This is a genomic window from Terriglobales bacterium, from assembly GCA_035457425.1.
In the GTDB taxonomy this organism is placed as follows: Bacteria; Acidobacteriota; Terriglobia; order Terriglobales; family Acidobacteriaceae; genus JACPNR01.
The window spans coordinates 1-26,994 of sequence record DATIBR010000123.1 but is presented as its reverse complement, the minus strand read 5'-3'; the positions used below and the strand labels follow the sequence as shown (position 1 = coordinate 26,994).

Genomic DNA, 26,994 nt, shown 5'->3' with positions numbered 1-26,994 from the left:
AGGAGACAAGTTGGCCAAAGCACTCGTGATCGTCGAATCGCCGGCCAAGGCGAAGACGATCAACAAATATCTCGGTCGCGAGTTCGACGTCGAAGCCTCGCTCGGGCACGTGAAAGACTTGCCCAAGAAGACGCTCGGCGTCGACGTCGAGAACGATTTCGAGACCGAATACATCGTCATCCCGGGCAAGGAGAAGGTCCTCGGCAAGCTGAAGAAGCTGGCCAAGTCGGCGTCCGCCATCTATCTGGCGCCCGACCCGGACCGCGAAGGCGAGGCCATCGCCGCGCACCTGGCGGAAGAGCTGACCGACGGCGCGGGCAAGAAGAAAAAGAAGAACGGCATCCCCGTCCACCGCGTCACCTTCAACGAGATCACGAAGAAGGCGGTTCAGGAAGCCTTCCAGCATCCGCGCGAGATCGACCAGCACCTGGTCGACGCGCAGCAGACCCGCCGCGTGCTCGACCGGCTGGTCGGCTACCAGATCTCGCCGCTGCTGTGGGACAAGGTGCGGCGCGGCATCTCCGCCGGCCGCGTGCAGACGGTCGCGCTGCGGCTCATCGTCGAGCGCGACCGCGACATCAAGGCCTTCCAGAAGGTCGAGTACTGGACGCTGGACGCGCACTTGCACGCCGCCAAGCCGCCGCTGTTCGACGCCAGCTTCGTGGGCGCGAATCCCGACAAGAACGAGATCCCGAACGAGGAGCGTGCCAGGCAGATCCAGGCCGACCTGGAGAACGCCTCCTGGGTCGTCCGCAACGTAGAGAAGAAGGAGCGCCGCCGCTCGGCCGCGCCGCCCTTCACCACTTCCAAGTTCCAGCAGGACGCCTCGCGCAAGCTGCGCTTCAGCGTGAAGCGCGCCATGATGATCGCGCAGCGTCTGTATGAAGGCATCGACCTGGGCGACGAAGGCTCGGTCGGCCTCATCACCTACATGCGCACCGACTCCACGCGCGTCTCCAACGACGCGCTCGGCGAGGTGCGCGAGTACATCGCGTCGAACTTCGGCGAGAACTTCCTGCCCGAGTCGCCCAACTTCTTCAAGTCGAAGAAGGGCGCGCAGGAGGCGCACGAGGCCATCCGCCCGACCTCCGCGATGCGCCCCCCGGATTCCATCAAGCGCTACCTGCAGGAAGACGAGTTCAAGGTCTACAAGCTCATCTGGCAGCGCTTCATCGCGTCCCAGATGACGCCCGCCGTCTTCGACCAGACCTCGGTCGACATCGACGCCACCGCGAAGAGCAGCAAGACCTATCCCTTCCGCGTCACCGGTTCGGTCCTGAAGTTCGAAGGCTTCCTCAAGGTCTACGAGGAGTCGCATGAAGGCAAGACCGAGGAAGACGAGGAGCTGCGCCACAAGCTGCCGCCGCTCGAGCCGGGCCAGAAGCTCGAGCTCAAGGGCCTGAAGCCGGAGCAGCACTTCACCGAGCCGCCGCCGCGCTACAACGAGGCGTCGCTCGTGAAAGAGCTGGAGGAGCGGGGCATCGGGCGGCCGTCCACCTACGCGGCCATCATCTCGACCATCCAGGACCGCGGCTACGTGCAGAAGTTCGGCGGCAAGTTCGCGCCCACCGAGATCGGGTTCGTCGTCACCGACCTGCTGGTCGCCAATTTCCCCGACATCTTCGACCTGCAATACACCGCGCGCCTCGAGGAAGAGCTCGACGAGATCGAAGAGGGCAAGGAGAAGTGGACCGACGCGCTCGCCGAGTTCTACAAGAAGTTCGCGAAGGACCTCCGCTACGCCGAGAAGCACATGGAGAACATCAAGCGGATGGAGAAGCCCACGGAGGAGAAGTGCGAGCGTTGCGGCTCGCCGCTCGTCATCAAGTGGGGCAAGCACGGCTCCTTCTTCGCGTGCAGCGCGTATGCCAAGGACGATCCCAACTCCTGCACCTTCACCAAGGAGAACCCGATCGACCTCCCCGACCTCGATTCGGCCGACATGCAGGAGACCTCGCAGGAGGAATACTGCGAGAACTGCGGCCGCTTGATGGTCCTGAAGCGCGGGCGCTTCGGCCAGTTCATGGCCTGCACCGGTTATCCCGAGTGCAAGACCACGCGCCGCCTCGACCAGCAGAAGAAGGTCCCCGACATCCCGCTCGACGAGAAGTGCCCGCAATGCGGACGCGGCATGATCCTGCGCCACGGGCGCTACGGCGAGTTCGTCTCCTGCTCCGGCTACCCGGACTGCAAGTACATCAAGCAGAACTTCATCGGGGTGAAGTGCCCGAAGTGCAAGACGGGCGAGATCGTGGAGAAGAAGGCGCGCCGCCGCGGCAACCTCTTTTATGGCTGCGCGAACTACCCGAAGTGCGACTTCACCTCGAACTGGAAGCCGGTCGACGAGAAGTGCCCGCAGTGCGGCAGCCCGTATCTTGTTGAAAAGAGACTAAAAAGCGGCACGGTCCTCGCCTGCCCCAACAACAAGCGCACGGGCGCCGACGAGGACGAGACTCCGAAGCGGAAAAAGAAGAGATCCGCCGACGAGGCAGAGGAATCCGTGAAATGCGATTATTCCCGTCCGGTCCCGGAACCGGCTCCGGTATAGAATCGCAGCCCGCAAACCTGTCCTGAACTGAGGAGACACTCATGGCGAAGAAGACGAAGTCGAAATCTGCCCCCAAGTCCCGCCCGGCGACGCACCTCGACGCCGATCTCATGCTGCGCACCTACGAGCAACGTCGTGATCAGAAGCTGCGCGACGCTCGCAACTTCATCCTCTTCCAGTGGACGCCGACCACCGACGAAGAGTTCGCCTCCCTGGCCTTCAACTTCGGCACCCAGGAGCAGACCTACTTCCGCATGGTCTTCTCCTACTGGGAGCAGACGGCGGCGCTGGCTGACCGCGGCATCGTCCACCCGGACCTGTTCGACGACTTCTCGGGCGAGCTCTTCTTCCTCTACGCCAAGTACGGGTCGTTCTTTCCCATCATGCGCGAGCGCATGAGCCCGCTGTTCGGGCAGCACATCGAGCGCGTGGCGAACGCCACGGCCGAGCGCCGCGCCCGCGTCGAGCGCGCGCGCCGGATGATCGCCAGCCGCCGCGCCCAGCCGGCCAAGGCCGCCGCTCAGTAAAACGCCCAGGAAGAACCGGAGGCCGGCGACTCGCCGGCCTCTTGGTTTTGCTCGCAACTCACGACTCGGAGCTCGCAACTGCTTCTACGCGATGTACTCCTTGATGTACTCATCCCGGGTCGCGGCCAGCTCGGCGGCGTCGCCGTCGAAGATGATCTTGCCGTCGCGCAGGATGAGGAAGCTGGTGCGGACGTCGATGTTCTGCCCCGCCTGGATGGTCTTCATCTCGTTGGCCTGGGTGTCGTAGTAGCTGGTGGCCATCACGAAGGCGTCTTGCAGGCGGTGGGTGACGAGCAGGGAGCTGGTGCGGTAGACGTCGCGCTGCTTCACGATCAGCTCCACGATGGTGGTGGAGGTGATGGGGTCGAGGCCGCCGGTGGGCGAGTCGTAGAGGATCGCCTCCGGCTGCGAGATGATGGCGCGCGCGATGGAGACGCGCCGCCGCATGCCGCCGGAGAGCTCCGAAGGCAGCATCTTCATGGTGTGCTCGAGCTCCACGAAGCGCAGCACCTCGCGCACGCGGTTGTCGATCTCGTCGTCCGCGATGCCGCCCTCCTCGATCAGGCGGAACGCCACGTTGTCGCGCACGGTCATCGAGTCGAACAACGCGCTTTCCTGGAACACCATGCCGACCTTGCGGCGCAGGTCGAACAGGTCCTCTTCGCGCATCTCGGTGACGTCGTGGCCCAGCACCCAGATGTGCCCGCGGTCGGGCTTGATCAGGCCGAGCGCCAGCTTGAGCAGCGTGGTCTTGCCCGAGCCCGCGACGCCGAAGATGGCCTTGGTCTCGCCCCGCTTGAGCTCGAACGAGATGCCGTCGAGCACCACGATGTCGTCGAAGGCGAGCGCGACGTCTTCGAACACGATGGCGACGTGCTGCGTGTCCTGCGCAGCCAGGTTGCCGGGAATGGGCGCGGTGAGCGACACGTTTAACCGCCGCCGAGCATGGTCATGAGCAGGCGCGTCCAGAAGAAGTCGACGACCAGGATGAGCACCGAGGCCGCCACCACCGCCTGCGTGGTCGAGCGGCCCACGCCCTGCGTGCCGCCCTTGGTGGCCATGCCGTAGTAGCAGCCCACCGTCGCCACGATGAAGCCGAAGATGATGGGCTTGGTCAGGCCCATCGCCACGTCCTGCCACACCAGCGACTGCCACGCCTTGTTCCAGTACTCGTAGGAGTTCAGCCCCAGCATCAGGGTGGAGACCATGGCGCCGCCCGCCAGGCCGACCAGGTCCGAGATGACGGTGAGGAAGAACAGCATGCTCACGGTGGAGACCACGCGCGGCGTCACCAGCTTCTTCGACGGGTCGGTGCCGAGCGCGCGCATGGCGTCGATCTGCTCGGTCACCTTCATGGAGCCGAGTTCCGAAGCCATGCCGCTGGAGTTGCGGCCGGCGACCATCAGGCTGGTCAGCACCGGGCCCAGCTCACGCACCATCGAGATCGACACCAGCTGCCCGATGAGCGAGAGCGATCCGAAGCGCTGCAGCGTGTTCGAGCCTTGCAGCGCCAGCACCGCGCCGGTGAAGAAGCCCGTCAGCACCACGATGGGCAGCGAGCCCACGCCGATCAAGTCCATCTGCTGCAGGGTGTCCGCGACGTAGCGCGGCTTGCGGAAGACGTTCGACACCGACCGCCAGGCGAGCTGGGAATAGTCCTGCACCGCCAATACGGTCTGCTTGGCGAAATCGACCGGGGAAATGAGTTCCATGCGGAAGGGGGAGTGTAGCAGAGGTGCGTAAAAGCTGGAACTACCTCAATCCTGGATCCGGAAGCGGATCGTAACGGCCGTTTCAACCTCGACCGGCTCGCCGTTGAGGAGATAAGGTCTGTAGCGCCATTGGCGCACGGAATGGACCGCTTCCTCCGCCAGTTCGGGCGGACCGCTCTCCACTTCGAGAACCTCGACCCCACCATCTCTGCCGATGACGATCCGAAGTAGAACGGCGCCCTGAATGCGAAGCAGGTCCGCCTTGAGCGGATATCCCGGTTTCGGACGGTAACGCACGTTGCCCGAAGTCACTCCCGGATTCACACGCACTCGTCGCAGCGCCTGCTCCCGATGGTTCGGGTCCTTGGGGAAGGGCGGCAGCGTCGCCGAGTAGGTCACGTGCCAGGTTTCGGCGTGAAAATCGAACTCCATGGCCGCCGCCACCTCGCGGGCGGCGCCATCCACGATGCACGGCTGGAACTTCCATTCCTTCAGCGCGTCGTCCGCCGCGTCTGCCAGATCCTCGTCGCCGGAGAGCGTGACGACTTTCTTCACGTGCCCGTCGGCGGCGACCAGCGCTTCCAGCCGCACTTTGCCGCCGAAGTTCTTCTTCACCGCGTCTCTGGGATAGACGGGCTGGAGCCAGTACCGCGGCACCATCTCGTGCGGACACACGGGCGCTGGGAGCTTATGCGCAGCGGGGAGCTGCAGAAACCACAGCGCGAGGACCGCAGTCAGCAATCAGCCTCCCCTCGACGCGGGAAACTGGAAACCGGGACCCGGAAACACCCCTACGCTTCCTTCGCCTTCCTCTTGATCTCGATGTTCAGCCGCTTGATCTTCTGGTTCAGGGTCGAGAGCGGGATGTGGAAGCGCTCGGCGGCGTCGGTCTGGTTCCCGTTGCACTTCTCCAGCATGTCGCCGATGACGCGCCGCTCGCACTCCTCGATGATCTCGAACAGCGAGGCGTCCGGCCGGTCGGCCAGGATCTTGCCCACGACGTCGCGCCCGACCACGCCCGCCGGCAGCAGGTCGCTGGTCACGCTCTCGCCCGGCGCCAGCACGACCGCGCGCTCGATCACGTTCTCCAGTTCGCGCACGTTGCCCGGCCAGTTGTAGTCCATCAGCGCTCGCAGCGCGTCCGTGGTGATGTTGTGCACGTGCTTCCCGTTCTCCTTGGAGAACTTCTCCAGGAAGTGGTGAGTGAGCAGCGCGACATCTTCGCGGCGCTGCCGCAACGCCGGCAGCTCGATGGAGATCACGTTCAGCCGGTAGTAAAGGTCCTCGCGGAACCTGCCCTCGTCCACCTGCTTCTTTAGGTCCACGTTGGTGGCGGCGATGATGCGCACGTCGACCTGGATCTCCTGCACGCCGCCCAGGTGCATGAACTTCTTGTCCTGCAGCACGCGCAGGATCTTCGCCTGGGTGTCGAGCGACATGGTGCCGATCTCGTCGAGGAACAGCGTGCCGCCGTGCGCCACCTCGAACAGGCCTTTCTTCGACGCGATGGCGCTGGTGAACGCGCCCTTCACGTGGCCGAAGAGCGTGGATTCGAGCAGGTCCGGCGGCATGGAGCCGGTGTTCACCGGCACGAACGCGCGGTCCTTGCGCGGGGAGTTCGCGTGGATGGCCTTCGCGATCAGCTCCTTGCCCGTCCCGCTCTCGCCCTGAATGAGCACGGTGGAGCGCGAGGGCGCCACCTGGCCGACCAGGTCGAAGATCTTCAGCATCGGCTCGCTCTTGCCCACGATGTGCTCGAAGTTGTAGCGCTGCTTGAGCGCGCGCTTGAGCTGGACGTTCTCTTCCTCCGCCTTGCGGCGCGCGACCGCGGCGCGCACGTCCGCCAGCAGCTTCTCGTTGTCCCACGGCTTCTGGATGAAGTTGGTGGCGCCCGCCTGCACCGCCTTCACGGCGTTCTCCACCGTGCCGTACGCGGTGATCATGATGACGGAGAGCTGCGGGTCGCGCTCGCGGATCTCGGCCAGCACCTCGAGCCCGTTCATGTCGGGCAGCGCGAAATCGAGCAGCACCAGGTCGAAGGGGCGCGCGGCCAGCGCGCTCAGCCCGTCTTCGCCGGTCTCGGCGCTCTCGACCGCGTAGCCTTCCAGGTCGAGCAGCGTCTCCAGCGACTCGCGGATGGCCGCTTCGTCGTCGATGATCAGGATGGCGCCCACGCCCGACACCTGTTCGGTGCTCGCGCGGCGCGGTAGAACGGCAGCATTCGACATACTCTCTCCCGACTAAACGCCCACGGCCTTGCGGACCATGGGGAATTCCAGATAGAACGTGGTGCCCTTGCCCGGCTCGCTCTCCACGTGGATCTTGCCGGCGTGCTCCTGGATGATGCCGTAGCTCACGGCCAGTCCCAGCCCGGTGCCGCGGCGCTCGCCTTCGCGCACGTTGTTCTTGGTGGTGAAGAACGGGTCGTAGATGCGCCGCAGGTTCTCCGGCTCGATGCCGGTGCCGGTGTCCTTGATCGCGACGTTCACGCCCGAGCCGTTCGCGGTGCTCACCGTCAGCGTGCCGCCGTGCGGCATCGCGTCCTTCGCGTTCAGGAACAGGTTCAGGAACACCTGCTGCAACTTGCCGGCGTTGCCGTGGATGAGCGGCAGGTCCTCGGCGAGCTCGTGCACCACCTTCACCTTCGCCACCTTCATCTGGTGGTCGAGCAGCGAGAGCGTGTCGCCGATGACCTTGTTCAGGCTGATGTCCGAGAACTCGGTGCCGGAAGTGCGCGAGAAGTTCAGCAGGTTGTTGACGATCTCGGAGGCGCGGAAGGTCTGCGCCGTGATCTTCTCCAGCAGGCTGCTCTTCTTCTCGTCGCCCGCCACTTGCTTGGCGAGCATCTGCGCGTAGCTGGAGATGACGGCGAGCGGCGTGTTGACCTCGTGCGCCACGCCCGCGGCCAGCAGGCCGATGGACGACATCTTCTCCGCCTGCGTGAGCTGCGATTCCAGCCCGATGCGCTCGGTGATGTCGTCGACGATGATGAGCCGGCCGATGACGTGGAACTTCTTCGTCACCAGCGGCGCGATGGCCACGTTCGTGACCCGCGCGTCGCCCGCCGGCGTCTGCAGCCGGAACTTGTACAGGTTGTGGATGCCCGCGTTCTGCCGCACGCGGTAGAACTCCTCGTTGAAGGCAGCAGGGAAGACCTCGCTCAGCGGCTTGCCCAGCACCTCGACGCGCGGCATCGCGTACATCACTTCCATCTGCGAGTTCCAGCTCTCGATGCGGTCTTCCAGGTCCACCGCCAGCACGCCCACCGAGATGGACTCCACGATGTTCTCGTTGAATTCCTTCAGCCGCTCGTACTCGCTGACCTTCTGCTCCAGCGAGGCGTACAGCACCGCGTTCTGGATGGCGATGCCGATGTACCCGGCCAGGGTCTCGAGCAGCTCCACGTCTTCGGACGAGAGGAAGTCGCCTTCCATCGTCTTGCCCAGCCCGAGCACCGCGATCACGCGGTTCTGGATGGTGCACGGGATGTAGTAGTTCAGGTCGAGCTTCGCGATGGTCTCCTGCTCGGTCGGCGTCTCGCGCGGCACCAGCCGCGTGTTGTCGTAGAACAGGTGGCCCGTGGCGAACTCTTCCTGGTGCGTCGCCAGGAAGCCGAGGTCGAGCGCGCCGACGTTCCCGATGCCGAACGAGCGCGCCATGTAAAAGTGCCCGTCGTCTTCCAGGAAGACGGCCAGCTTGTCGACCAGCAGCGTGCGCGAGAGCCGGTCGATGACCATGGTGAGCATCTTCGCCAGGTCGGTGACGGAGTTCAGCTCGCGGCCGAACTCGATCAGCGTCCGCCGGTAGTCGTAGCGCTTGCGATAGAAGAGCGGGTCGATGAGCTTCTGCTGCGTGAAATTCTTGATGGGCTCGAACAGCAGCGCCGTCACGATGACGGCCGCCACCAGGCCCGCCGGCCCGGTGGAAGGGAAGGCCTTCTGCGCCAGCGTGGCCACCACCGCCACCGCGCCGTAGAACATGCCGACGATGGCCGCCGCGGCCAGCGTGTACGTCATGCCACGCTTGAAGATGATGTCCACGTCCATCAGCCGGTAGCGCACGATGGCGTAGCCGAACGTCAGCGGTAGGAACACCAGCGACAGCACCGACACCTTCTGCAGGCCGGTCGGCAGGTTCCCGATGAGGAACGGGATCACGTACAGCGCGGTAAACGGCGCGATGGCCAGAATCGTCCCGCGCGTCACCCACTTCATTTGCTGGCGCAGCAGCGGCGTGTCGGCCTTGGTGTAGGTGTTCCAGAAGACGAAGGCCGCGGCCACGAAATAGAGCGCGAGGTACAGCATCGCCAGGCGGTCGAGGTTCCACATCAGCACCGCCGAAGGCGCCAGCACCAGCAGCGCCGCCACGTGCAGCGCCAGCAGCACCACCGCCGGCACGTACGCCGCCACGATCGTCCAGCGATGCCGCCGCACCAACGGCTTGTCCTCGGGGAAGGTGAGCGAGAAGTGCAGGAACAGCGCCGGCTGCAGCAGCCACGCCACCACGTTCGACCAGTAGATCATCTCGTCGAACGCGTTGAGCTTGCCGGTGTACTTGAACGAGTAGAAGACGAACGACACCAGGCAGAACACGTAGAAGTGCATGGACTTCGGCGCCGTCCAGCGCCGCAGCAGCACGTAGAGCCCGATGCCCAGGTAGATGAGCGCGATCAGCCGCAACCCGGAGTTCACCGACCGGTCCGTCGGCTCCAGGATCACCTTCACGTCGACCGGGACTTCGTTGCGGACCAGCGAGTAGGTGGAGTCCTTGTAGATGCCGGTGCGGTAGATCTGCCGCTGCACCGCGGCGACGCTGCTCACGGTGCGGCCGTTGATGGCCGTCAGCGTGTCGCCCACCTTGATGCCGCCCTTGTCAGCCGGCCCGCCGGCCTCGATGCGCTCGGCGCGCAGCCAGCCCTCGTGCTCCACCCACCACACGCCGTCGGTCGCGGTCTCGACCTCGCGCTCTTTCTGGAAGTTGATGAAGGCGAAGATCGCCGCCGTCACGGTGAGCACCGCCAGCAGGATGGCGGCAAAGCGGAACTGCGACTCGCTCTTCATGGGCCGGCGGGGGCGTGCGGTCGGGGCCTCAGCCCCGTTCGCGCCTTGTCTTGATTGCAAGCCGGCTTCCATGTTTTGGGACAAGTGCTTCCCTTCAACTCTCTGGGACCACAGGGCTTAGACGGCTACCGTCAGGAGAACCTTGAAATCATACCATTTTTTGTATTTACCTTGTGGTTTCCCGTAGCCGAGATACAAGAATCCGGTGCCGCTCCTGCCCGGTAACCCCTTGCGGAACATTTCGTTTGACCCTCCCAGCGGATGTTCATAGACTCCGGCTGTCCCCCACCCGTCGTGGTCTCTCAGCGGACAAATCGGATCCTGTTCGTCGGCGCGCTGCTGCTGTTGTGGGCGCACGTGCTGCTGACCCTGGCGCTGCCCAGCGAATATGCGCGCACGACTGCCTCGAACCTGATCCAGCTCGGCGCTTGCCTGCTGGCAGGGGTGGCCTGCGTGGCGGTGGCGCGCGGCTCGGCCGGTTTCGCGCGCCACTTCTGGTGGCTGGTTGCGGCGTCGATGGCGGCTTGGGCGATCGCGCAGGGATTCTGGACGTGGTACGACCTGTTCGACACGCCGGACCAGATACGCGCGCGGACCGACGTCCTGTTCTTTTTTGCCTACACCCCGATCGCGCTCACCTTGCTGATGGAGATCGACCCGGAGCGGCGCCGCATCGACTGGGAGCGCACCCTCGATCTTGTCCAGTTCGGCATCGTGCTGTTCGCGGCCTACATGTACTTCTTCTATATGCCGCACCCGGAGGCGCCGCAGCAGCTGGCGTGGCGGCGGCTGGGGATCCTGTTCAACGCGCGCAACGCATTCCTGATCATCGGGAGCCTGCTGCGCGCCACGCTGAGCCGCTCGCGCCAGGTGCGCGAGCTGTTCATGCGGCTCTCGGCGTTCCTGTTCGCCTACGCCATATGCACCGGGCTGGCGAACCTGGCGCGCTTCCAGTGGGATGCGGGGTCGGGGCACTGGTCCAGCGCCGGCTGGACGATGGGCTTCACGGTGCTGACCATCGTCGTGCTGACCTGGCGGCAGCAGGAGCCCGAGCCCGTCATCGAGCGCATTCCCAACGTGCGCACCGTGCTCAGCGTGCATCTGCTGCCCACGCTCATCCCGTTCACCGTCCTGTTCCTCTCCAGCCAGATCCTGAAAGAGCAGACGGTGCTGGCCTCGCTGCTGATGCTGTTCTCGTTCGCCTGCTACAGCCTGCGGCTCGCCGTCAGCCAGGACAAGCAGCGGCGCGCCGTCACGGCGCTGCGCGAGACCGAGGGACGCTTCCGGCTGCTGTTCGCCGCCAATCCCCACCCCATGTGGGTGGTGGACCTCGAGACGCTGCGCTTCCTGGAAGTGAACGACGCCGCCGTCCGCCGCTACGGCTACTCGCGCGACGAGTTCCTCTCCATGCGGCTCACGCAGATCCGGCCGCCCGACGAAGTCCCCAAGCTGCTCGAATCGCTCGCCGACGAGACCGGCATCCGCGAGTTCGGCGTCTGGAAGCACGCCTGCAAGAACGGCGAGATCGTCACCGTCGAGATCCACGCCGAGCCCATCCAATTCGCCGGCCACAACGCCATGCTCGTCCTCAGCCAGGACCTGACCGAGCGCCAGCGACTGGAGGAGCAGCTGCGCCAGTCGCAGAAGATGGAAGCCGTCGGCACGCTCGCCGGCGGCATCGCGCACGACTTCAACAACCTGCTGACCGTCATCAAGGGCTACAGCTGCCTGGTGCTCGACCGCGTGAAAGAGGATGAGCAGCTGGCGCGCGAGGTCGGCCAGATCGAGAAAGCCGCGGAAAAAGCCGCGACGCTGACCCGCCAGCTGCTGGCATTCAGCCGTCGCCAGGTGCTGCAGCCGCGCAACATCAACCTCAACGCCATCGTGGCCAGCGTCGACAACATGCTGCGCCGCGTCATCGGCGAGCACATCGAGATCGTGAACCGCTTCGCGCCCGACGTCGGCACCGTGCGCGCCGACCCCAGCCAGATCGAGCAGGTCATCCTCAACCTCGCCGTCAACGCGCGCGACGCCATGCCCACCGGCGGCCGGCTGACCTTCACCACCAGCAACGTCGTGATCGACGAGGCCTTCGCCCGCGAGCACCTCGGCATCCGCCCGGGCCGCTGCGTCCTGCTCGAGGTCTCCGACACCGGCCACGGCATGGACGCCGAGACGCAGCGCCACATCTTCGAGCCCTTCTTCACCACCAAGGAGCTGGGGCGCGGCACCGGCCTCGGCCTCTCCACCGTCTACGGCATCGTCAAGCAGAGCGAGGGATACATCGCGGTCGAGAGCTCGCCGGGCGCGGGCGCCACCTTCCGCATCTACCTGCCGCGCGTCGACCAGCCGGTGGCCGACGGCGACCCGAGCGAGAGCGGCACGCGCCGCGTCGGCTTCGAGACCATCCTGCTGGTCGAGGACGAAGACGTGGTGCGCCAGCTCGCCAACCGCATCCTCGTGACCTCCGGCTACAAGGTGCTGCTCGCCAGCCGCGGCGACGAAGCGGAGAAGATCTGCATCGAGTACGACGGCGTCATCCACCTGCTCATCACCGACGTCGTGATGCCCGGGCTCAGCGGGCACGAACTGGTGCAGAAGGTCGCCGGCAAGCGTCCCGGCATGAAGGTCCTCTACATGTCCGGATACACCGACCAGGCGCTGCAGGGGACCGACATCAAGAGCGGCATCGCCTTCCTCGAGAAGCCGTTCACGCCCGCGGCTCTGCAGCGGCGCGTGCGCGAAGTACTGGAAGGGCGCATTATCCCGTCGTCGGCGACCTGGGTCCGCGGCGCCAACGGCTAGTCCGCCGTCGCGAAAGGCGACGGCGTTGCGGCGACCCTGGAAGAAGGGTGAGGCCGGAGCGAGCGCCGGATCGCGCGAGCAGAGGCCGAGGGGCGATGCAGCCGAGCCGGGTCCGCGGTGGCGGACGAGGCGACTGCGTTGCGGCGACCCTGGAAGAAAACGAAAACGAGGGGACCGGAAGGTCCCCTCACAGAAAAGCGACAGAGGCGATATCTACTCACTTCGACGCGCGCCCGCGCGGTTCGGTTGTACATTCGACAAAGAATGACTCGTCCGCCTGAGATCCGCTGCGCCGAGGAGCGCTTCGCGACCGTCGCCGGCCGCCGCATGCGGTACCTGACCGCCGGCTCCGGCCCGCCGCTGGTCCTGCTGCACGGGCTGCTGGGCTACTCGTTCTCCTGGCGCTTCAACTTCGAAGCGCTCGGCAAAGTCGCGACGCTCTACGCGCCCGACGCGCTCGGCTGCGGCTTCTCCGACCGCGATCCCGAGCTCGATTGCAGCGTCCGGGGCGCCGCCGCGCGCGCGCTCGAATTCATGGACCAGCTGGGGGTCAGGGAAGCCGACCTGCTGGGAACCTCTTACGGCGGCGCGGTCGCCGTTGCCGCCGCCGCGCTGGACCAGGAGCAGGGTGGCCGGCGCATCCGCCGCCTGCTGCTGGTCGACGCCGTCAATCCCTGGTCGGCGCACGGCCGCATCCTGGTGCCCTTCATGGCGCGCATGGGCTGGGCGCTCCCCTGGGCCATCCGCACCTTCTCGTGGAGCCAGTCCTACTGGCTGGGCCGGCAGTACGCCGACAAGCGCCGCATCTCCGCCGGCACGCTCGCGGGCTACACCGCGCCGCTCCGGCTCGGCGGCACCATCGAGCACGCCCGCGGCATCCTGAACTCCTGGCAGGCCGACCTCGCGGCCTACGAAGCGCTTCTCCAGCGCGTGCGTCACCTGCCTACCTTGCTGCTCTGGGGCTCCGAAGACCGCGCCGTCTTCGCGTCGTCCGCGGAAGAGCTGCGCCGGCGCCTCGAGCGGGCGCGATTGGTGCTGCTCCCGGGTGTCGGCCACCTCCCGTATGAGGAGGCCCCGGAGGAGTTCAATCGCGCCGTCCTCGACTTTCTCGCCTCCTGAGCACTACTATCCTCATCCAATCCCCAACGTGAAAATGTCAGCCAGGCGCGTGCTGGTCCTCGTGGTCGGGTGGGGATTCCTCCTGCTCGGCATCGCCGGGCTGTTCTTGCCCGTCCTGCAGGGCGTTCTGTTCATCCTGATCGGCCTGGTCATCCTCTCGACCGAGTACATCTGGGCACACCACCTGCTGCACCGCCTGCACCAGCGCTTCCCGAAGCTGGCGCGGCCGCTGGAGATCGCGCGCGAAAAGGCGCGCCGCTGGATCCACTCCGACCGCCACGCCGGCTCGCGCGCCGACGATTAGCCTCGTTGCCTGGCGCGCCGCCCGCTGCTACGCTCCGCATACGGATGTGGGACTTCTTCAAGTCGCAGCTCCGGCACGTGGATCGCGCCGCCTGGATACGCTTCTTCATCGCGCTTGCCGGGCTCACCTTCGCGTTCATGGCGGCGCTGTTCTCCACCGTCTTCCGCGAACAAGGGCACCTCTGGGTCTCGGCGATGCTCGCGACTTCTGCCTTGCTGATGGCCGGGTTCGTGGCGCTCACGGTGGTGCCGTACCTGGCGCGGCGCGTCCTGGTCGCGCGCGTCCGCGACGCCTTCCATTACGACGTCACGCGCGAAGGCCTCGTCTACCTGGGCGTCATCCTCCTCATCGGCGTCGCCGCGCTGAACACCGGCAACAACCTCCTGTTCATCGTGGTCTCCGCCATGCTGGCGGCCATCCTCGTCTCCGGTGTCGCCTCGGCCGGGGTGCTGCGCGGGCTCGACCTGGAGCTCGCCCTGCCCATGCAGCTGTTTGCCGGGCGCAAGACCCTGGCGCGCTTCACGCTGCAGAACACCCGCCGCTTCCTGCCGTCGTTCTCCATCGTGCTCACCGGGCAAAGCGGGCAAAAGCCGGAGCGTCGCTGGCGCTGGCAGAAGTCGCATCTTGGCTTCCCGTTCGGCCGTCCCCCGGAGCGCCAGTGGATCCGCGTTCCCGATCTCGCATTGCGGCGCGATCCCGACCCGCCGGACCCGCAGCAGATCTACTCCGGCGCCGTGTACTTCGCATACATTCCCGGCGGCGGCTCGGTCTCCGCCGACGTCGAGCTGCTGTTCGAGCGGCGCGGCGAGTACCAGCAGGATGAATTCGGCGTCCGCACCCGCTTCCCCTTCAGCTTCCTCGAGAAGACGCGCCACATCGCCATGCGCGAGAAGGTGATCGTCTACCCGCGGGTCGACCAGACCGACGAGCTCTTCGAGGTGCTGCCGATGATCCGCGGCGAGTTCGAGGCGTTCGTCCGCGGGCGTGGCTATGACCTCTATCGCATCCGCGAGTACATGCCCGAGGATTCCGCCCGCCACGTCGACTGGAAGGCGACCGCGAAGTCCATGTCGCTGAAGGTGCGCGAGTACACGCGCGAGGACGAGCGCAAGCTGCGCATCGTGTTCGACAATCCCGCCGCTGGCCAGGTCACGCTCGCGGCTTACGAGTCGGCCGTCGAGCTCGCCGCCTCGCTTGCCTGGCACTTCGCCGCGGAAGACACCGAGCTCACCTTCGTCGCGCCGGGCTACTCCGGCGCGCCCGACATCTACGAGTTCCTGCGCTATCTCGCCCTGGTGCAGCCGGGCGCCTCGCCCGTGGGGCTGGAGACCCTGCCCCTGACCAGCGACTACAACGTCATCCTGACGGCGCGGCCGCGCGGCAGCATCCCCACGCAGCTCTGGGCCTCGTCGTACTTCGTCTTCATCGAGCCGGCCGGCCTGCGGACCGGCGCGGACTGAGGCTTGTACTCTGCTTGCGGGCGGGAGTACGATGCGCCTGCTATAGGTACCCATTCCACGGTCGGGAAGGTGTCTGCATGAAACGCCAGCTTGCCCTCCTACTCCTTGTTCTGGTGCCCGCGCTCGCGGCCGCCCAGCGCCGCACCGCCAGCGCCGTCACCATCCCCGCCGGGACCCAGATCACGGTCCGCATGATCGACAAGCTGACCAGCGAGACCGCGCAGCCCGGCCAGACCTTCCGCGGCTCGCTCGAGTACCCCATCCTGGTGAGCGGCAGGGAAGTGCTGCCGCGCGGCGCCGACGTGGAAGGCCGCGTCATCGCGGCCCACAAGTCCGGGCGCCTGAGCGACCCCGGCGTGCTCGAGCTCGAGCTGACGTCGGTCGGTTCCGGCACGAAGAAGACCGAGATCGCCACCGAGCGCTTCGTCATCAAGGGCGAATCGCACACCAAGAGCAACGTGACCAAGATCGGCGGCGGCGCGGCGCTGGGCGCCATCATCGGCGGCATCGCCGGCGGCGGCAAGGGCGCGGCCATCGGCGCGGGCGCGGGCGCGGCGGCCGGCACCGGCGTCGCGGCGGCCACGGGAAAGAAGAACGCCAGCGTCGACTCGGAAGCCGTCCTGAACTGGAATACGGCCACCGACGCGGTCGTCGGCCGCGCCGCCGGCTCGGGCAGCGTGCGCCCCGCCTCCGCGCGCGAGGTCGAGCAGCGCGACCCGGCGTCGTTGCGCAGCTTCACCGCGCGCGACCGCGCGACGGTCCGCACCTGCTACGAGGACCACGCCGGCGACCTGCCGCCGGGACTCGCCAAGCGCGAGAACCTGCCCCCGGGCCTGGAGAAGCAGCTCCAGAAGAACGGCACGCTGCCGCCGGGGCTGCAGCGGCGCGTCCACGATCTGCCCGAGGTCTGCGAGCGCCAGCTGCCCACGCTGCCGCGCGAACTGGAGCGCGTCGTCTACATGCGCCGCGTGATGCTGCTCGACCGCGAATACCGCATCCTCGACGCCTTCGACATCGACGAGTAGCCAGGGCTGTGGGTGCCCCATCCTTTGCGACGCCCGTCTTTGGCGGAGCAAAGGGTGGGAGGGAAGATGCATCGCAGTGGGTGATAGGCGAGGAGGTACAGCATGGGCACGATCCGGCAACTGCTGAAGGACCGCCAGACGTACACCGTCGAGGGGCAGCAATCCGTGCTCGACGTCGCCAAGTTCATGGTCGAGCGCAACATCGGCGCCGTGCCGGTGCTCGAAGGCGGCAAGCTGGTCGGCATCTTCTCCGAGCGCGACATCATGAAGCGCGTCCTGGTCGAGGGCAAGGACCCGAAGAAGGCCAAGGTCTCCGACGTCATGACGCCCAACCCGCTGGTCGTCACCGCCGACGAATCCTTCGACAACTGCATGATCCTGATGAAGCAGCATGGCTTCCGCCACCTGCCCATCCTTGATGGCGCCAAGCTGCTCGGCCTGGTCTCGCTGCGCGACCTGCTGCTGCACGAGGTCGACGAGAAGGACGGCGAGGTCAAGATGATGCGCGCCTACATGCACTCCATGCCGGGCGAGAGCTAGTCGGCCGTTCCTGGCGGGCCGCCGGCCATCCCGCCGGCGCTTGTTTTTCAGTGTAGAATCCCGCCCACTCATCCCCCATGGCCCTGTTCTCCATCGCCCGGCGGCTGAAGAAGATCGTCGGGAAGGACGCCGTCCTCTCCGACCGCGCCGACCTGATGCTCTACGAATACGACGGCGGCGTGCAGCGCGCCCTGCCCCAGGCCGTCGCCTTCCCGACCACCACCGAGCAGGTCTCGCGCATCGTCCGGCTCTGCGCGAAGGAGAAGGTGCCCATCGTTCCGCGCGGCGCCGGCACCGGATTAAGCGGCGGCGCCCTCGCGCGCACCGGCGGCGTCATCCTCGGCTTCTCGCGGATGAACAGGATCCTCGAGGTCGACGTCGCCAACCAGCGCGCCGTCGTGCAGCCCGGCCTCGTCAACTGGGAGCTGTCGCAGGCGATGGCGAAACACGGCCTCTACTTCGCGCCCGACCCCTCCAGCCAGAAGGCCTGCACCATCGGCGGCAACGTGGCGGAAAATTCGGGTGGCCCGCACACGCTGGCCTACGGCGTGACGGTGAACCACGTGACTGGCCTTGAGGTCGTGCTCGCCGACGGCCGCGTCGTGAACTTCGGCGGCAAGTCCGCCGAGACCCTCGGCTACGACCTCACCGGCTTCTTCGTCGGCTCGGAAGGGACGCTCGGTATCGCTACCGCCATCACCGTGAAGCTCACGCGGCTGCCGGAAGCCGTCGCCACGCTGCTCGCCATCTTCGACTCCGTCGACGCCGCTGCGCAGACCGTCGTCGCGCTCACCGCCGCGGGCATCACGCCCGCGGCGCTCGAGCTGCTCGACGGCTGGACGCTGCGCACGGTCGAGGAAGCCGTGCACGCCGGATATCCACTCGACGCCGGCGCGGTCTTGCTCATCGAGCTCGAGGGCATGCGCGAAGCCGTCGACGGCCAGAAGGCCGCGGTGGTCGCGGTCTGCGACCGCCTCGCGCGCGAGACCCGCGTCGCGAAGGACGAAGCCGAGCGACAGCGCCTCTGGGCCGGCCGCAAGAATGCCTTCGGCGCCATCGGCCGCGTCTCGCCCTCGTACTACACGCAGGACGGCGTCATCCCGCGCACGCGCATTCCCGACACCCTCCGCCGCATCGCCGAGATCGCCGCGCAGCAGCGCTTGACCATCGGCAACGTTTTCCACGCCGGCGACGGCAACCTGCACCCGCTCATCCTGTTCGACGCCCGCGACCACGACCAGCTCGAGCGCACCCGCGTCGCCGGCCGCCAGATCCTCGAGTACTGCCTCTCCGTCGGCGGCTCCATCACCGGCGAGCACGGCGTCGGCATGGAGAAGAGCGAGATCCTGCCGCTCATGTTCGCCGCGTCCGACCTCGACGTCATGCAGCGCCTGCACGACGCCTTCAATCCCAACGCGCTCCTCAATCCGCAAAAAATATTTCCCATGGCGCGCAGTTGCCGCGAGACCGACGCGGCGCGGCATCCCGCCGCCGGACTGGACTCATGAGCGCCGCCGCCGCCGATACCAGCGTCTTCTCGGAACTCGCCGCCATCGTCGGCGAAGCACACCTCATCGAAGACGTGCCCACGCTCCTGCGCTACGACATCCAGGGCACGCAGCCCGCGATCAGGGTCTCGCCCGGTTCCGCGGAAGAGGTCGCGGCGGTGCTGCGCAAAGCGGCGGAGCGGCGGCTCGCGGTCGCCATCGCCGGCGGCTTCACGCAGCAGCAGGTCGGCGATCCGCCCGAGCGCGCGGAATTCCTGCTCGACACCTCGCGCCTCTCCGCGCTCATCCACTACGACCCGGGCGACCTGACGTTCGGCGTCGGCGCGGGCGCCACGCTCGCTTCCGTCGCCGCGCAACTCACCCAGCACCACCAGTTCCTGCCGCTCGACGTCGCCTTCGCCGAGCGCGCCACCATCGGCGGCCTGCTCGCGACCAACGCCTCGGCGCCGCTGCGCCACGGCTACGGCAGCCTGCGCGATTTCTGCATCGGCATCCACTTCGTCACCGGCGACGGAGTCGTCGGCAAGGGCGGTGGGCGCGTCGTCAAGAACGTCGCCGGCTTCGACCTGATGAAGCTGATGATCGGCAGCTTCGGGACACTCGCGGTCATCACCGGCGCGAGCTTCAAGGTCTTCCCGGGCCCACGCCAGACCGCGACCTACGTCGCGCGGTTCGCGTCGCTCACCGAAGCGGCCGCTTTTCGTGACCGCATCGTGCGATCCGCGCTCACGCCCATCCGGCTGGAGATCATCTCGCCGCGCGCGACCGAGTACATCGTGCCGCACGGGGACCCTCGTGATCCCGACCACTACCACCCGCCGGCGCCCGTGCCCGCGCACGAGACCGCCTGGCGCCTCGCGCTGACCGCCTCCGGTTCCGACGCCGTGCTCGCCCGCTATCGCCGCGAGCTGGGCGACGCGCGCGAGCTGACCGGCAGGGAAGAGGACGAGTTCTGGAGCGGCCTGCGCGACTTCCATGCCAACGTCGCCACGCGCCATCGCAACGCCATGCTGATGCAGCTCAACCTGCCGCCCGCGGGCCTCGCGCATGCGCTTGCCGGCGCCGAGCACGCGGCGGTCGAGCAGAACTGCCTCTGCGCCACGCTGGGACGCGCCGGCGCCGGCTCGCTCCTCGTCGCGCTGATCCCGCTCTCCGTCGACCCGCCGTCGGCGATGCAGTACGCCAACGCCGCCTCCGCGATCCGCGCCGCGCTTCCGCACGACGGCAGCGCCTACGTCCTGCAGTGTCCCATCGAAGCCAAGGAGCATTTCGACGTCTGGGGCTCGACGCCGACCGACCGCTCCATGATGCTGGCAGTCAAGCGCGCGATGGATGCCGGTGACATCTTGAATCGAGGGAGATTCCTGGTCTGACGATTGGTTAGCTGGGTAACTGGTTAACTTGTTGATTGGTGGAGCAAAGGACGACAGTCGCCGCGAATTGACAAATTGACAAGTTAACAAATTAACAAATGCCGATCGCGCGCCAACCCGAGCAGTCCAACTTCTCCGCCCACGACCGCCCTACGTGGGAGCTCTACTCCACCTGCGTCCACTGCGGGCTGTGCCTGCAGCAGTGCCCCACGTACCGCGTGCTCGGCACCGAGATGGATTCGCCGCGCGGCCGCATCTACCAGGTGCTCCTGGCCGACGACGGCCGCTTGCCCATCGGCGACTCGTTCGTCACGCACATCGACCGCTGCCTCGGGTGCCTCGCCTGCCAGACCGCCTGCCCGTCGGGCGTGCAGTACGGGCACATCGTCGAGCGCGCCCGCGCGCAGATCGAGCAGCACTACCGCCGGCCGTGGCTCGCGCGCCGCATCCGCGACTTCGTTTACGGGCGCCTGCTCGCGGACTACCGGAAGCTTGCATTGTGGGCCAGGCGCCTGCGCTGGTACCAGCGCTCGCCGCTCGCTAAGGTCGCGCGCTCGTCGGGCGTGCTGAGGTTCCTGGGCGTCGAAGAGATCGAAAAGTTGGCGCCCGCCGTCAGCGACAGCTTCACCTTTCAGGGACTCGGCCACATCTTCCCGCCCAAGGGCACCCCGCGCGGCCGCGTTGCGCTGCTTGCGGGATGCATCGGGAGCGTCGCCTTCGACGACCTGAACCAGGCGACCATTCGCGTGCTGCAGGCGAATGGCCTGGAGGTCCTCCTGCCGGCCACCCAGGGGTGTTGCGGCGCGCTGCACGCGCACGCCGGACGCCTCGACGACGCGCGCACGCTCGCCCGCCGCAACCTGCGCGCTTTCCTCGATGATGGGAGCGTCGACGCCATCCTCACCAGTTCAGCGGGATGCGGCTCCACGATGAAGGACTACGCGAACCTGCTCGCCGACGATCCGGAGCACCACGACGACGCGCGCCGGTTTGCGTCCAAGGTGCGCGACGTGACGGAATACCTCGCCGAGATCGGCCTGCGCGCGCCCAGCCGCTCGGTTCCCGGGCGCGTCACCTACCAGGATCCCTGCCACCTCGCGCACGCGCAGAAGGTCCGCTCGGCTCCGCGCGACCTGCTGAAGCAGGCGGGGATGCAGCTCATCGAGATGCAGCACCCCGATCACTGCTGCGGCTCGGCCGGCGTCTACAACGTCACCGAGCACGAGCTCTCCATGCAGATCCTGGATTCGAAGATGGACGACGTCGCTTCGACCGGCGTGGACGTGGTGGTGACCGCGAACACCGGCTGCATGCTGCAACTGCGCGCCGGCGCCGCGCGCCGCGGGCTCAACCTCGAGGTCAAGCACGTCCTCGAAGTGCTCGACGAAGCCTACTAGCCCTTCTTCCCGCCCAGGATCTCTTCTTCCTCTTTCCCTTGCTGGCTGAGCTGGAGGATCACGTTGTAGTCCTCGAGCGTGGTGGTATCGCCCTCGACGCGGTGCGAGGTCACGATCTCGCGCAGCAGCCGCCGCATGATCTTGCCGCTGCGCGTCTTGGGCAGCGCGGCGACGAAGTGCACGCGTTCCGGCCGCGCCAGTGACCCGATCTCGCGCGCCACCCACTCCCGCAGCTCGTCGCCCATCGCGTCACTCGGCTCCACTTCCTTCTTCAGCGTGACGTAGGCGTGCACCGCCTGGCCCTTCAGTTCGTGTGGCGCGCCGACGACCGCGGCCTCCGCCACCGCCTTGTGCTTTACCAGCGCCGACTCGATCTCCATCGTCGACAGCCGGTGGCCGCTCACGTTGATCACGTCGTCCACGCGCCCCAGGATCCAGATGTACCCGTCGTCGTCCAGCGTCGCCGCGTCGCCCGCGAAGTAGCGCCCGGGGAAGCGCGACCAGTAGTTCTCCTGGAAGCGCTCCGGGTCGCCATAGATGGTCCGCATGATGCTCGGCCACGGCTTCGAGATCGTGAGATACCCTTTGCCGCTCTTCACCGGCTTGCCGGCGTCGTCCACCAGTTCGGCGGCCACTCCCGGCAGGGGCCTGGTCGCCGAGCCGGGCTTGGTCGGCGTCGCGCCCGGGATCGGAGAAATAAGGATGGAGCCAGTCTCGGTCTGCCACCACGTGTCGACGATCGGGCAGCGCTCCTTCCCGATGGTCTTGTGGTACCACTTCCACGCCGCCGGATTGATGGGCTCGCCGACCGAGCCGATCAGCCGCAGCGACGAGAGGTCGCGACCGTTCGGCCACTCGTCGCCCATCCGGATGAACGCGCGGATCGCCGTTGGCGACGTATAGAAGATGGTGACGCGGTACTTCTCGATGATCCGCCAGAAGCGGTCGGGCTTCGGCCAGTCCGGCGCGCCTTCGTACATCAGCACGCTCGTCCCAGCCGCCAGCGGCCCGTACACGATGTAGCTGTGCCCGGTCACCCACCCGATGTCCGCCGTGCACCAGTAGGTGTCCTCGTCCTTGAGGTCGAACACCCATTTCATCGTCGCCACCACCTGCGTCAGGTAGCCGCCCGTGGTGTGCACCACGCCCTTCGGCTTGCCGGTCGTGCCCGAGGTGTACAGCACGAACAGCGGATGCTCGCTGTCGAGCTTCTCCGGCTCGCAGGTCTCGCTGATGCCGAGCGTGAGGTCGTCCCACCAGTGGTCGCGGCCCTCGCGCATCTCGATCAGCCGCCCCAGCCGCTTGTACACGACCACGTGCTTCACCGAAGGGCAGTCCTGGAGAGCCTCGTCCACGTTCTGCTTCAGCAGCACTTCCTTGCCGCGCCGCAGGCTGGCGTCCGCCGTCAGCACCAGCGACGCCTGCAGGTCCTGGATGCGCGTCTTCAGCGCCTCCGCCGAGAACCCCCCGAACACCACCGAATGCGTGATGCCGAGGCGCGCGCACGCCAGCATCGCGACCGCCGCCTCCGGGATCATCGGCATGTAGATGATCGAGCGGTCGCCCTTCTTGCACCCCAGCTTCTTCAGCGCGTTCGCCAGCTTCGCGACCTTGCGGTGCAGCTCGATGTACGTCAGGATGCGCTGCTCGAAGTTCTCGCCTTCCCAGATGATCGCCGCCTTGTTCCGCCGCCACGTCCCCAGGTGACGGTCGAGGCAGTTGTACGCGACGTTGAGCGTGCCACCGGCGAACCACTTCGCGAACGGCGGGTTCGTCCAGTCGAGCACCTTCGTCCACTTGGTGAACCACGCGAGCTGCTCCGCCTGCTCGCCCCAGAACTTTTCCGGATCGTCGGCTGCGGCCTGGTACAGGCGCTCGTACTCCGCCATCGAGCGGATCGCGGCCTTCTCGGCGAACTCCTTCGGTGGCTGGAAGACTTCGTTCTGGTCCACAGGTCCCTCCGGGCAAGGGCAGCATTCTATCGGAGGCGTGCCGTCGGCTAAAGCCGACTCATCTTCTCCCTGCTTCGCACCCGGCACTGACGTGCTGGGCTAACGAATGCCGTCCCGCTGCGCGGAACTGAACCTCGGTGTGCGACGAACGCTGGCTCCGGGAAGCGAGCCGCAGGCGCAACGAAGCCAGTCCGAAGGACGGTATTCGTTAGCCCAGGGCGTAAGCCCTGGGAGCATGCGCAGTGAGACTGCGAGTCGGCTTTCGCCGACGGCACAAGAACAAAGCGCCGGCTTTCGCCGGCGCATGATCCGGAAAAAGAAGAAGAGAATTCCTCCTCTCCTCCTCTCCTCCTGTTTTCATCTAGTGCTGCAGGTGCGCCTCGAGGAACCACAGGTCCTTGTCGGCCTCGCGCACGACCTCGGTCAGCAGGTCGGCGGTCGCCTTGTCGTTCTGGCGGTCGGCCGCGTCGATGCCCGCGCGGATCTCGTTCGCGAACTTGCCCAGCCGCGTCACCAGTGCCGAGACGTGTTCCTCGCCGTCCACCGCCTCGAGCTGGTACTCCGGCAGGTTCGAATCCGCCGCCGCCTGGCGCACCGTGCCGCGCGCCACCCCGCCCAGCGCCGTGATGCGCTCGGCGATCAGGTCGGTGTGCGCCTCGAGGTGCGCCGCGATCTCGTCGAACAGCTCGTGCAACTGCTGGAAGTGCATGCCCTTCACGTTCCAGTGCGCGTACTTGGTCTGCGACTTCAGGTCCGCGGCGTCCGCCAGCCGCTGGTTCAGAAGCTCGATGATCTCGTGCCGCTGCTTCTCGGGGATGTCGATGTTCGTGCGGAAGGTATGTTGGGTCGCTGTCGTCATGATGGCTTCTCCTGGGAGATTCGATGGTTCGCCATCATCGAGGATGCAGAACTTGTCAGCGTGCCGCAGTGACCGCCGTCACCTGGGTTCTCTGTGGCGCGGCCGCCCTCGGCCGCGGCCTTTGACTTTGACTTACCTGCTTGCGAGTGTCTCCCGCAGCACCCGCTCCAGTTCGTCCGGCTCTCCGATCGGCGGGCGGCACGTGAAGTTCGAGCAGACGACCGCCACGCTGCGCGACTCCTTCACTGCCGGCAGGTTCGCCACCGTTTCCGCCAGCGCCGGCGGCAGGTTCTGCGGCACGACCTCGTTGTGCGCGATCCGTACCACCGACTTGTTCAACGCGAACGGCGCCAGCGCCGCCGCTTCCAGTTCCAGCGCGCGCTGGTCCTCCCCGATCACCACGACCAGCGTATGCGGCTCCGAGAACAGCACCGACGCCACCCCGTACGTCCCGGCGAAGATGCCGTACTGCTCGGCGATTCCGGCGAATACCTCAAGTGTCGCTTCAGCGTTGTCCCGATCGCTCGCCTCGTTGGTGTACGCGTGCAGCCGCAGCAGAGCGATGGCCGCCGCCGGGTCGCCGGCGGGAGTCGGCGAATCCTGGAACGGCTTCCGGCGCGTGCTGAGCGCGCCGAGCGCGCCCTGCTCGCCCGTCGCGGTGTCGAAGAATCCGCCGCCCACGGGGTCGAAGAACTTCTCCACCATGCGGCCGGCGATCTTGCGCGCGAAGTTGAAGTAGCTCAGGTCCGCGGTCGCCTCGTAGGCGTCGAGGCACGCGCTCACCGTGAACGCGTGGTCGTCCAGCATTCCCGGAACATGCCGCTTCGGCGCCGCCGGATCGGAGTACGCCACCACGTGCGCGAGCCCGCCCGAGTTCGACCACGCCTCCGCCAGGATGCGGTCGAGCGAGCGCAGCGCGAAGTGCTTCGCGTCGTCGAGCATGAGGATGCGCGACGCGCCCAGGTACGCCGAGATGCACAGCGCGTTCCAGTTCGTGTACACCGTCTTGTCGATGTACGGGATCGGGCGCTTCGTCCTCGCTTCATACATCTTCTGCTTGGCACGCTCCAGGATCTCCGCCACCTGCTCGCGCGTCTTCGCCAGCTTCTCCGCGATCTGGTCAAGCGACGCGTCCACGTACAAGACGTTCTTCGCCGGGTTGTGATGCATCTCGCCGGTCTCGTTGATGTCGTAGCGCAGCGCCGCGACCGCCAGCTCGTCGCCGCGCAGCACCTCCTGCGCCTCCGCCAGCGTCCAGGTGAAATGGTCGCCGTCGTCGTCGAGCGAGATGTCGGCGTCCTGCGACCCGTAAAATCCGCCGCGCTCCCGGTCCGAGAGCCACGCGTCCATCCAGCGGATGATGTCCTGCGCGACCGCTGCGAAGAACGGCTCGTTCAGCGCCTGGTAGCCGTGCACGTAGTTCTTCAGCAGCTCCGAGTTGTCGTACGACATCTTCTCGAAGTGCGGCACGATCCACTGCGCGTCCACCGAGTAGCGGTGGAAGCCGCCGGCGATCTGGTCGTACACGCCGCCCTGCGCCATGCGCACCAGCGTGCCCATCAGGATGTCGCGCAGCTTCGTCTCGCCGCGCGCGTAGCGGTCGAGCAGCAGCTCGACCGCCGCCGGATGCGGGAACTTCGGCGCGGAGCCGAAGCCGCCGTTCTGCGCGTCGTACATCTTCTCCGCCGAGCGCACGATGGCGTCGACGACCGCCGGCGAAAAATCTTTCGAGCGCCCGGCGAACGTCTCCGCCTGCGACATCACCGAGAGCAACTGCTCGGCCGACTGCTTCACCTCGTCGTGCTTGTTGTGGAAGGCGTCCGCGATCGCCAGCAGGACGCGCTCGAAGCCCGGGCGGCCGTAGTGGTCGGCGGGAGGAAAGTACGTTCCACCGTAGAACGGTTTGCCTTCCGGCGTGAGGAACACGGTCAGCGGCCAGCCCCCCTGCCCGCTGATGGCCTGCACCGCCGCCTGGTAGCGGCTGTCCACGTCGGGGCGCTCGTCGCGGTCCACCTTGATGGCGACGAACTTCTCGTTGATCAGCTCGGCGAGCTTCGGGTTCTCGTACGACTCGCGGTCCATCACGTGGCACCAGTGGCACCACACCGCGCCGATATCGAGCAGGATGGGCTTGTCTTCGGCGCGGGCGCGGGCGAACGCCGCGTCCCCCCAGGGCAGCCAGTGCACCGGCTGGTGCGCCGCCGAGCGGAGGTACGCCGATGCTTCCCCGGCCAGGAGGTTCTCCATGCCGGGAATGTAGCCCGCAGGGGCGGGGGCTACGAGACCGCTTCCGCTTCGATCCTGGCCAGCCGCGTGTAGTAGTCGGGTAGCTCGTTCAGGTGTGCCAGGGCGATCTTCCCGGTGACGAGCGGGTCGTCGTGCGTCACGTCGGTCGCCGGATCGCGCTGCCCGTGCTCGAGCTCGACGTTCAGGCCGGCGGTGAACTCATCCACGTCCACGCGCCGCCAGTCGATCCCGAGCTGGGTGCCGATGTGCAGTGCATCGGTGCGGGTGAAGCGGTTCATGGGTCGCCTCGTTGATGGGCCCGCGTCATGATACCCGGGGGACGGAGAGGTCCGCGTGAGATGGGGATGAAGACGGGTTCACGGGGAATCGGGCCGGGCGCGCTGGCGGGCGCCGCGGGTCTCGTCGTGGCCGGCGTGTTCCTGCTCGTGCCGCCGATCCATCAGGACCCCGCCTTCCATCAGTTCGCCGACCGGCGCACGCTGCTCGGCATCCCCAACGGCCTCGACGTCCTGTCCAACCTCCCGTTCGTGGTCGTGGGCCTGCTCGGGCTCACCGCCG

Annotated in this window: 21 protein-coding genes; 12 read left to right on the top strand and 9 right to left on the bottom strand. The window is 66.9% G+C overall.

Annotation, left to right across the window (positions count from 1 at the left end):
- Positions 1-10 precede the first annotated feature (10 nt).
- A complete protein-coding gene (gene topA / locus VLA96_09365) occupies positions 11-2,548 on the top strand; it encodes a type I DNA topoisomerase (protein ID HSE49401.1) in 2,538 nt (845 codons plus the stop codon).
- A 41-nt stretch (positions 2,549-2,589) separates the two neighbouring features.
- Complete coding sequence (locus tag VLA96_09360; protein ID HSE49400.1) at positions 2,590-3,075, top strand: hypothetical protein; 486 nt, start codon at positions 2,590-2,592, stop codon at positions 3,073-3,075.
- 84 nt (positions 3,076-3,159) lie between these two features.
- Here the strand turns inward: VLA96_09360 and VLA96_09355 are convergent, their stop codons facing one another.
- The 5 genes from VLA96_09355 to VLA96_09335 form a co-directional block, all read right to left on the bottom strand.
- The gene (locus VLA96_09355; protein ID HSE49399.1) at positions 3,160-4,002 is read right to left on the bottom strand and encodes an ATP-binding cassette domain-containing protein; all 843 of its coding nucleotides are present in this window, start codon (positions 4,000-4,002) and stop codon (positions 3,160-3,162) included.
- Between the two features lie 2 nt (positions 4,003-4,004).
- On the bottom strand, positions 4,005-4,787 hold the full coding sequence (locus VLA96_09350; protein HSE49398.1) for an ABC transporter permease: 783 nt from the start codon (positions 4,785-4,787) through the stop codon (positions 4,005-4,007).
- Positions 4,788-4,832: 45 nt separating this feature from the next.
- Positions 4,833-5,462, bottom strand: a complete 630-nt coding sequence (locus VLA96_09345) for an energy transducer TonB (protein HSE49397.1) — start codon at positions 5,460-5,462, stop codon at positions 4,833-4,835.
- A gap of 116 nt (positions 5,463-5,578) precedes the next feature.
- Complete coding sequence (locus VLA96_09340; protein HSE49396.1) at positions 5,579-7,015, bottom strand: sigma-54 dependent transcriptional regulator; 1,437 nt, start codon at positions 7,013-7,015, stop codon at positions 5,579-5,581.
- A 12-nt stretch (positions 7,016-7,027) separates the two neighbouring features.
- Positions 7,028-9,847, bottom strand: coding sequence for an ATP-binding protein (locus VLA96_09335; protein ID HSE49395.1), 2,820 nt, complete (start codon positions 9,845-9,847; stop codon positions 7,028-7,030).
- Between the two features lie 294 nt (positions 9,848-10,141).
- Between VLA96_09335 and VLA96_09330 the strand changes: the two genes are divergently transcribed.
- From VLA96_09330 to VLA96_09290, 9 genes are all read left to right on the top strand, one after another.
- A complete protein-coding gene (locus VLA96_09330; GenBank protein ID HSE49394.1) occupies positions 10,142-12,652 on the top strand; it encodes an ATP-binding protein in 2,511 nt (836 codons plus the stop codon).
- 264 nt (positions 12,653-12,916) lie between these two features.
- Positions 12,917-13,771 carry an alpha/beta hydrolase gene (locus tag VLA96_09325; protein ID HSE49393.1) on the top strand — a complete coding sequence of 285 codons (855 nt, stop codon included), beginning with the start codon at positions 12,917-12,919 and terminating at the stop codon, positions 13,769-13,771.
- 34 nt (positions 13,772-13,805) lie between these two features.
- Entirely contained in the window at positions 13,806-14,075 is a 270-nt protein-coding gene (locus VLA96_09320) for a PGPGW domain-containing protein (protein ID HSE49392.1), read from the top strand.
- Between the two features lie 44 nt (positions 14,076-14,119).
- Positions 14,120-15,535 carry a DUF58 domain-containing protein gene (locus VLA96_09315; GenBank protein ID HSE49391.1) on the top strand — a complete coding sequence of 472 codons (1,416 nt, stop codon included), beginning with the start codon at positions 14,120-14,122 and terminating at the stop codon, positions 15,533-15,535.
- Between the two features lie 77 nt (positions 15,536-15,612).
- Entirely contained in the window at positions 15,613-16,560 is a 948-nt protein-coding gene (locus VLA96_09310; protein HSE49390.1) for a hypothetical protein, read from the top strand.
- Positions 16,561-16,662: 102 nt separating this feature from the next.
- Positions 16,663-17,100: a CBS domain-containing protein gene (locus VLA96_09305; protein ID HSE49389.1), complete on the top strand. Its 438-nt coding sequence runs from the start codon at positions 16,663-16,665 to the stop codon at positions 17,098-17,100.
- 77 nt (positions 17,101-17,177) lie between these two features.
- The gene (locus VLA96_09300) at positions 17,178-18,608 is read left to right on the top strand and encodes an FAD-linked oxidase C-terminal domain-containing protein (protein HSE49388.1); all 1,431 of its coding nucleotides are present in this window, start codon (positions 17,178-17,180) and stop codon (positions 18,606-18,608) included.
- A complete protein-coding gene (locus VLA96_09295; GenBank protein ID HSE49387.1) occupies positions 18,605-19,981 on the top strand; it encodes an FAD-binding oxidoreductase in 1,377 nt (458 codons plus the stop codon). The genes VLA96_09300 and VLA96_09295 overlap by 4 nt, the downstream gene beginning before the upstream one ends.
- A 98-nt stretch (positions 19,982-20,079) precedes the next feature.
- Entirely contained in the window at positions 20,080-21,378 is a 1,299-nt protein-coding gene (locus VLA96_09290; GenBank protein HSE49386.1) for a heterodisulfide reductase-related iron-sulfur binding cluster, read from the top strand.
- Here VLA96_09290 and acs read toward each other — a convergent pair.
- From acs to VLA96_09270, 4 genes are all read right to left on the bottom strand, one after another.
- The gene (gene acs / locus VLA96_09285; GenBank protein ID HSE49385.1) at positions 21,375-23,330 is read right to left on the bottom strand and encodes an acetate--CoA ligase; all 1,956 of its coding nucleotides are present in this window, start codon (positions 23,328-23,330) and stop codon (positions 21,375-21,377) included. The genes VLA96_09290 and acs overlap by 4 nt on opposite strands.
- Before the next feature lie 361 nt (positions 23,331-23,691).
- On the bottom strand, positions 23,692-24,189 hold the full coding sequence (gene dps, locus VLA96_09280; GenBank protein HSE49384.1) for a DNA starvation/stationary phase protection protein Dps: 498 nt from the start codon (positions 24,187-24,189) through the stop codon (positions 23,692-23,694).
- A gap of 132 nt (positions 24,190-24,321) precedes the next feature.
- Entirely contained in the window at positions 24,322-26,436 is a 2,115-nt protein-coding gene (locus tag VLA96_09275) for a thioredoxin domain-containing protein (protein HSE49383.1), read from the bottom strand.
- 29 nt (positions 26,437-26,465) lie between these two features.
- Positions 26,466-26,714 (bottom strand): DUF5661 family protein, encoded by a 249-nt coding sequence (locus tag VLA96_09270; GenBank protein HSE49382.1) that lies wholly within the window; start codon positions 26,712-26,714, stop codon positions 26,466-26,468.
- Between the two features lie 60 nt (positions 26,715-26,774).
- Here VLA96_09270 and VLA96_09265 point away from each other — a divergent pair.
- Positions 26,775-26,994 (top strand): hypothetical protein (locus VLA96_09265; GenBank protein ID HSE49381.1); only part of this gene is annotated, 220 nt, incomplete at its 3' end.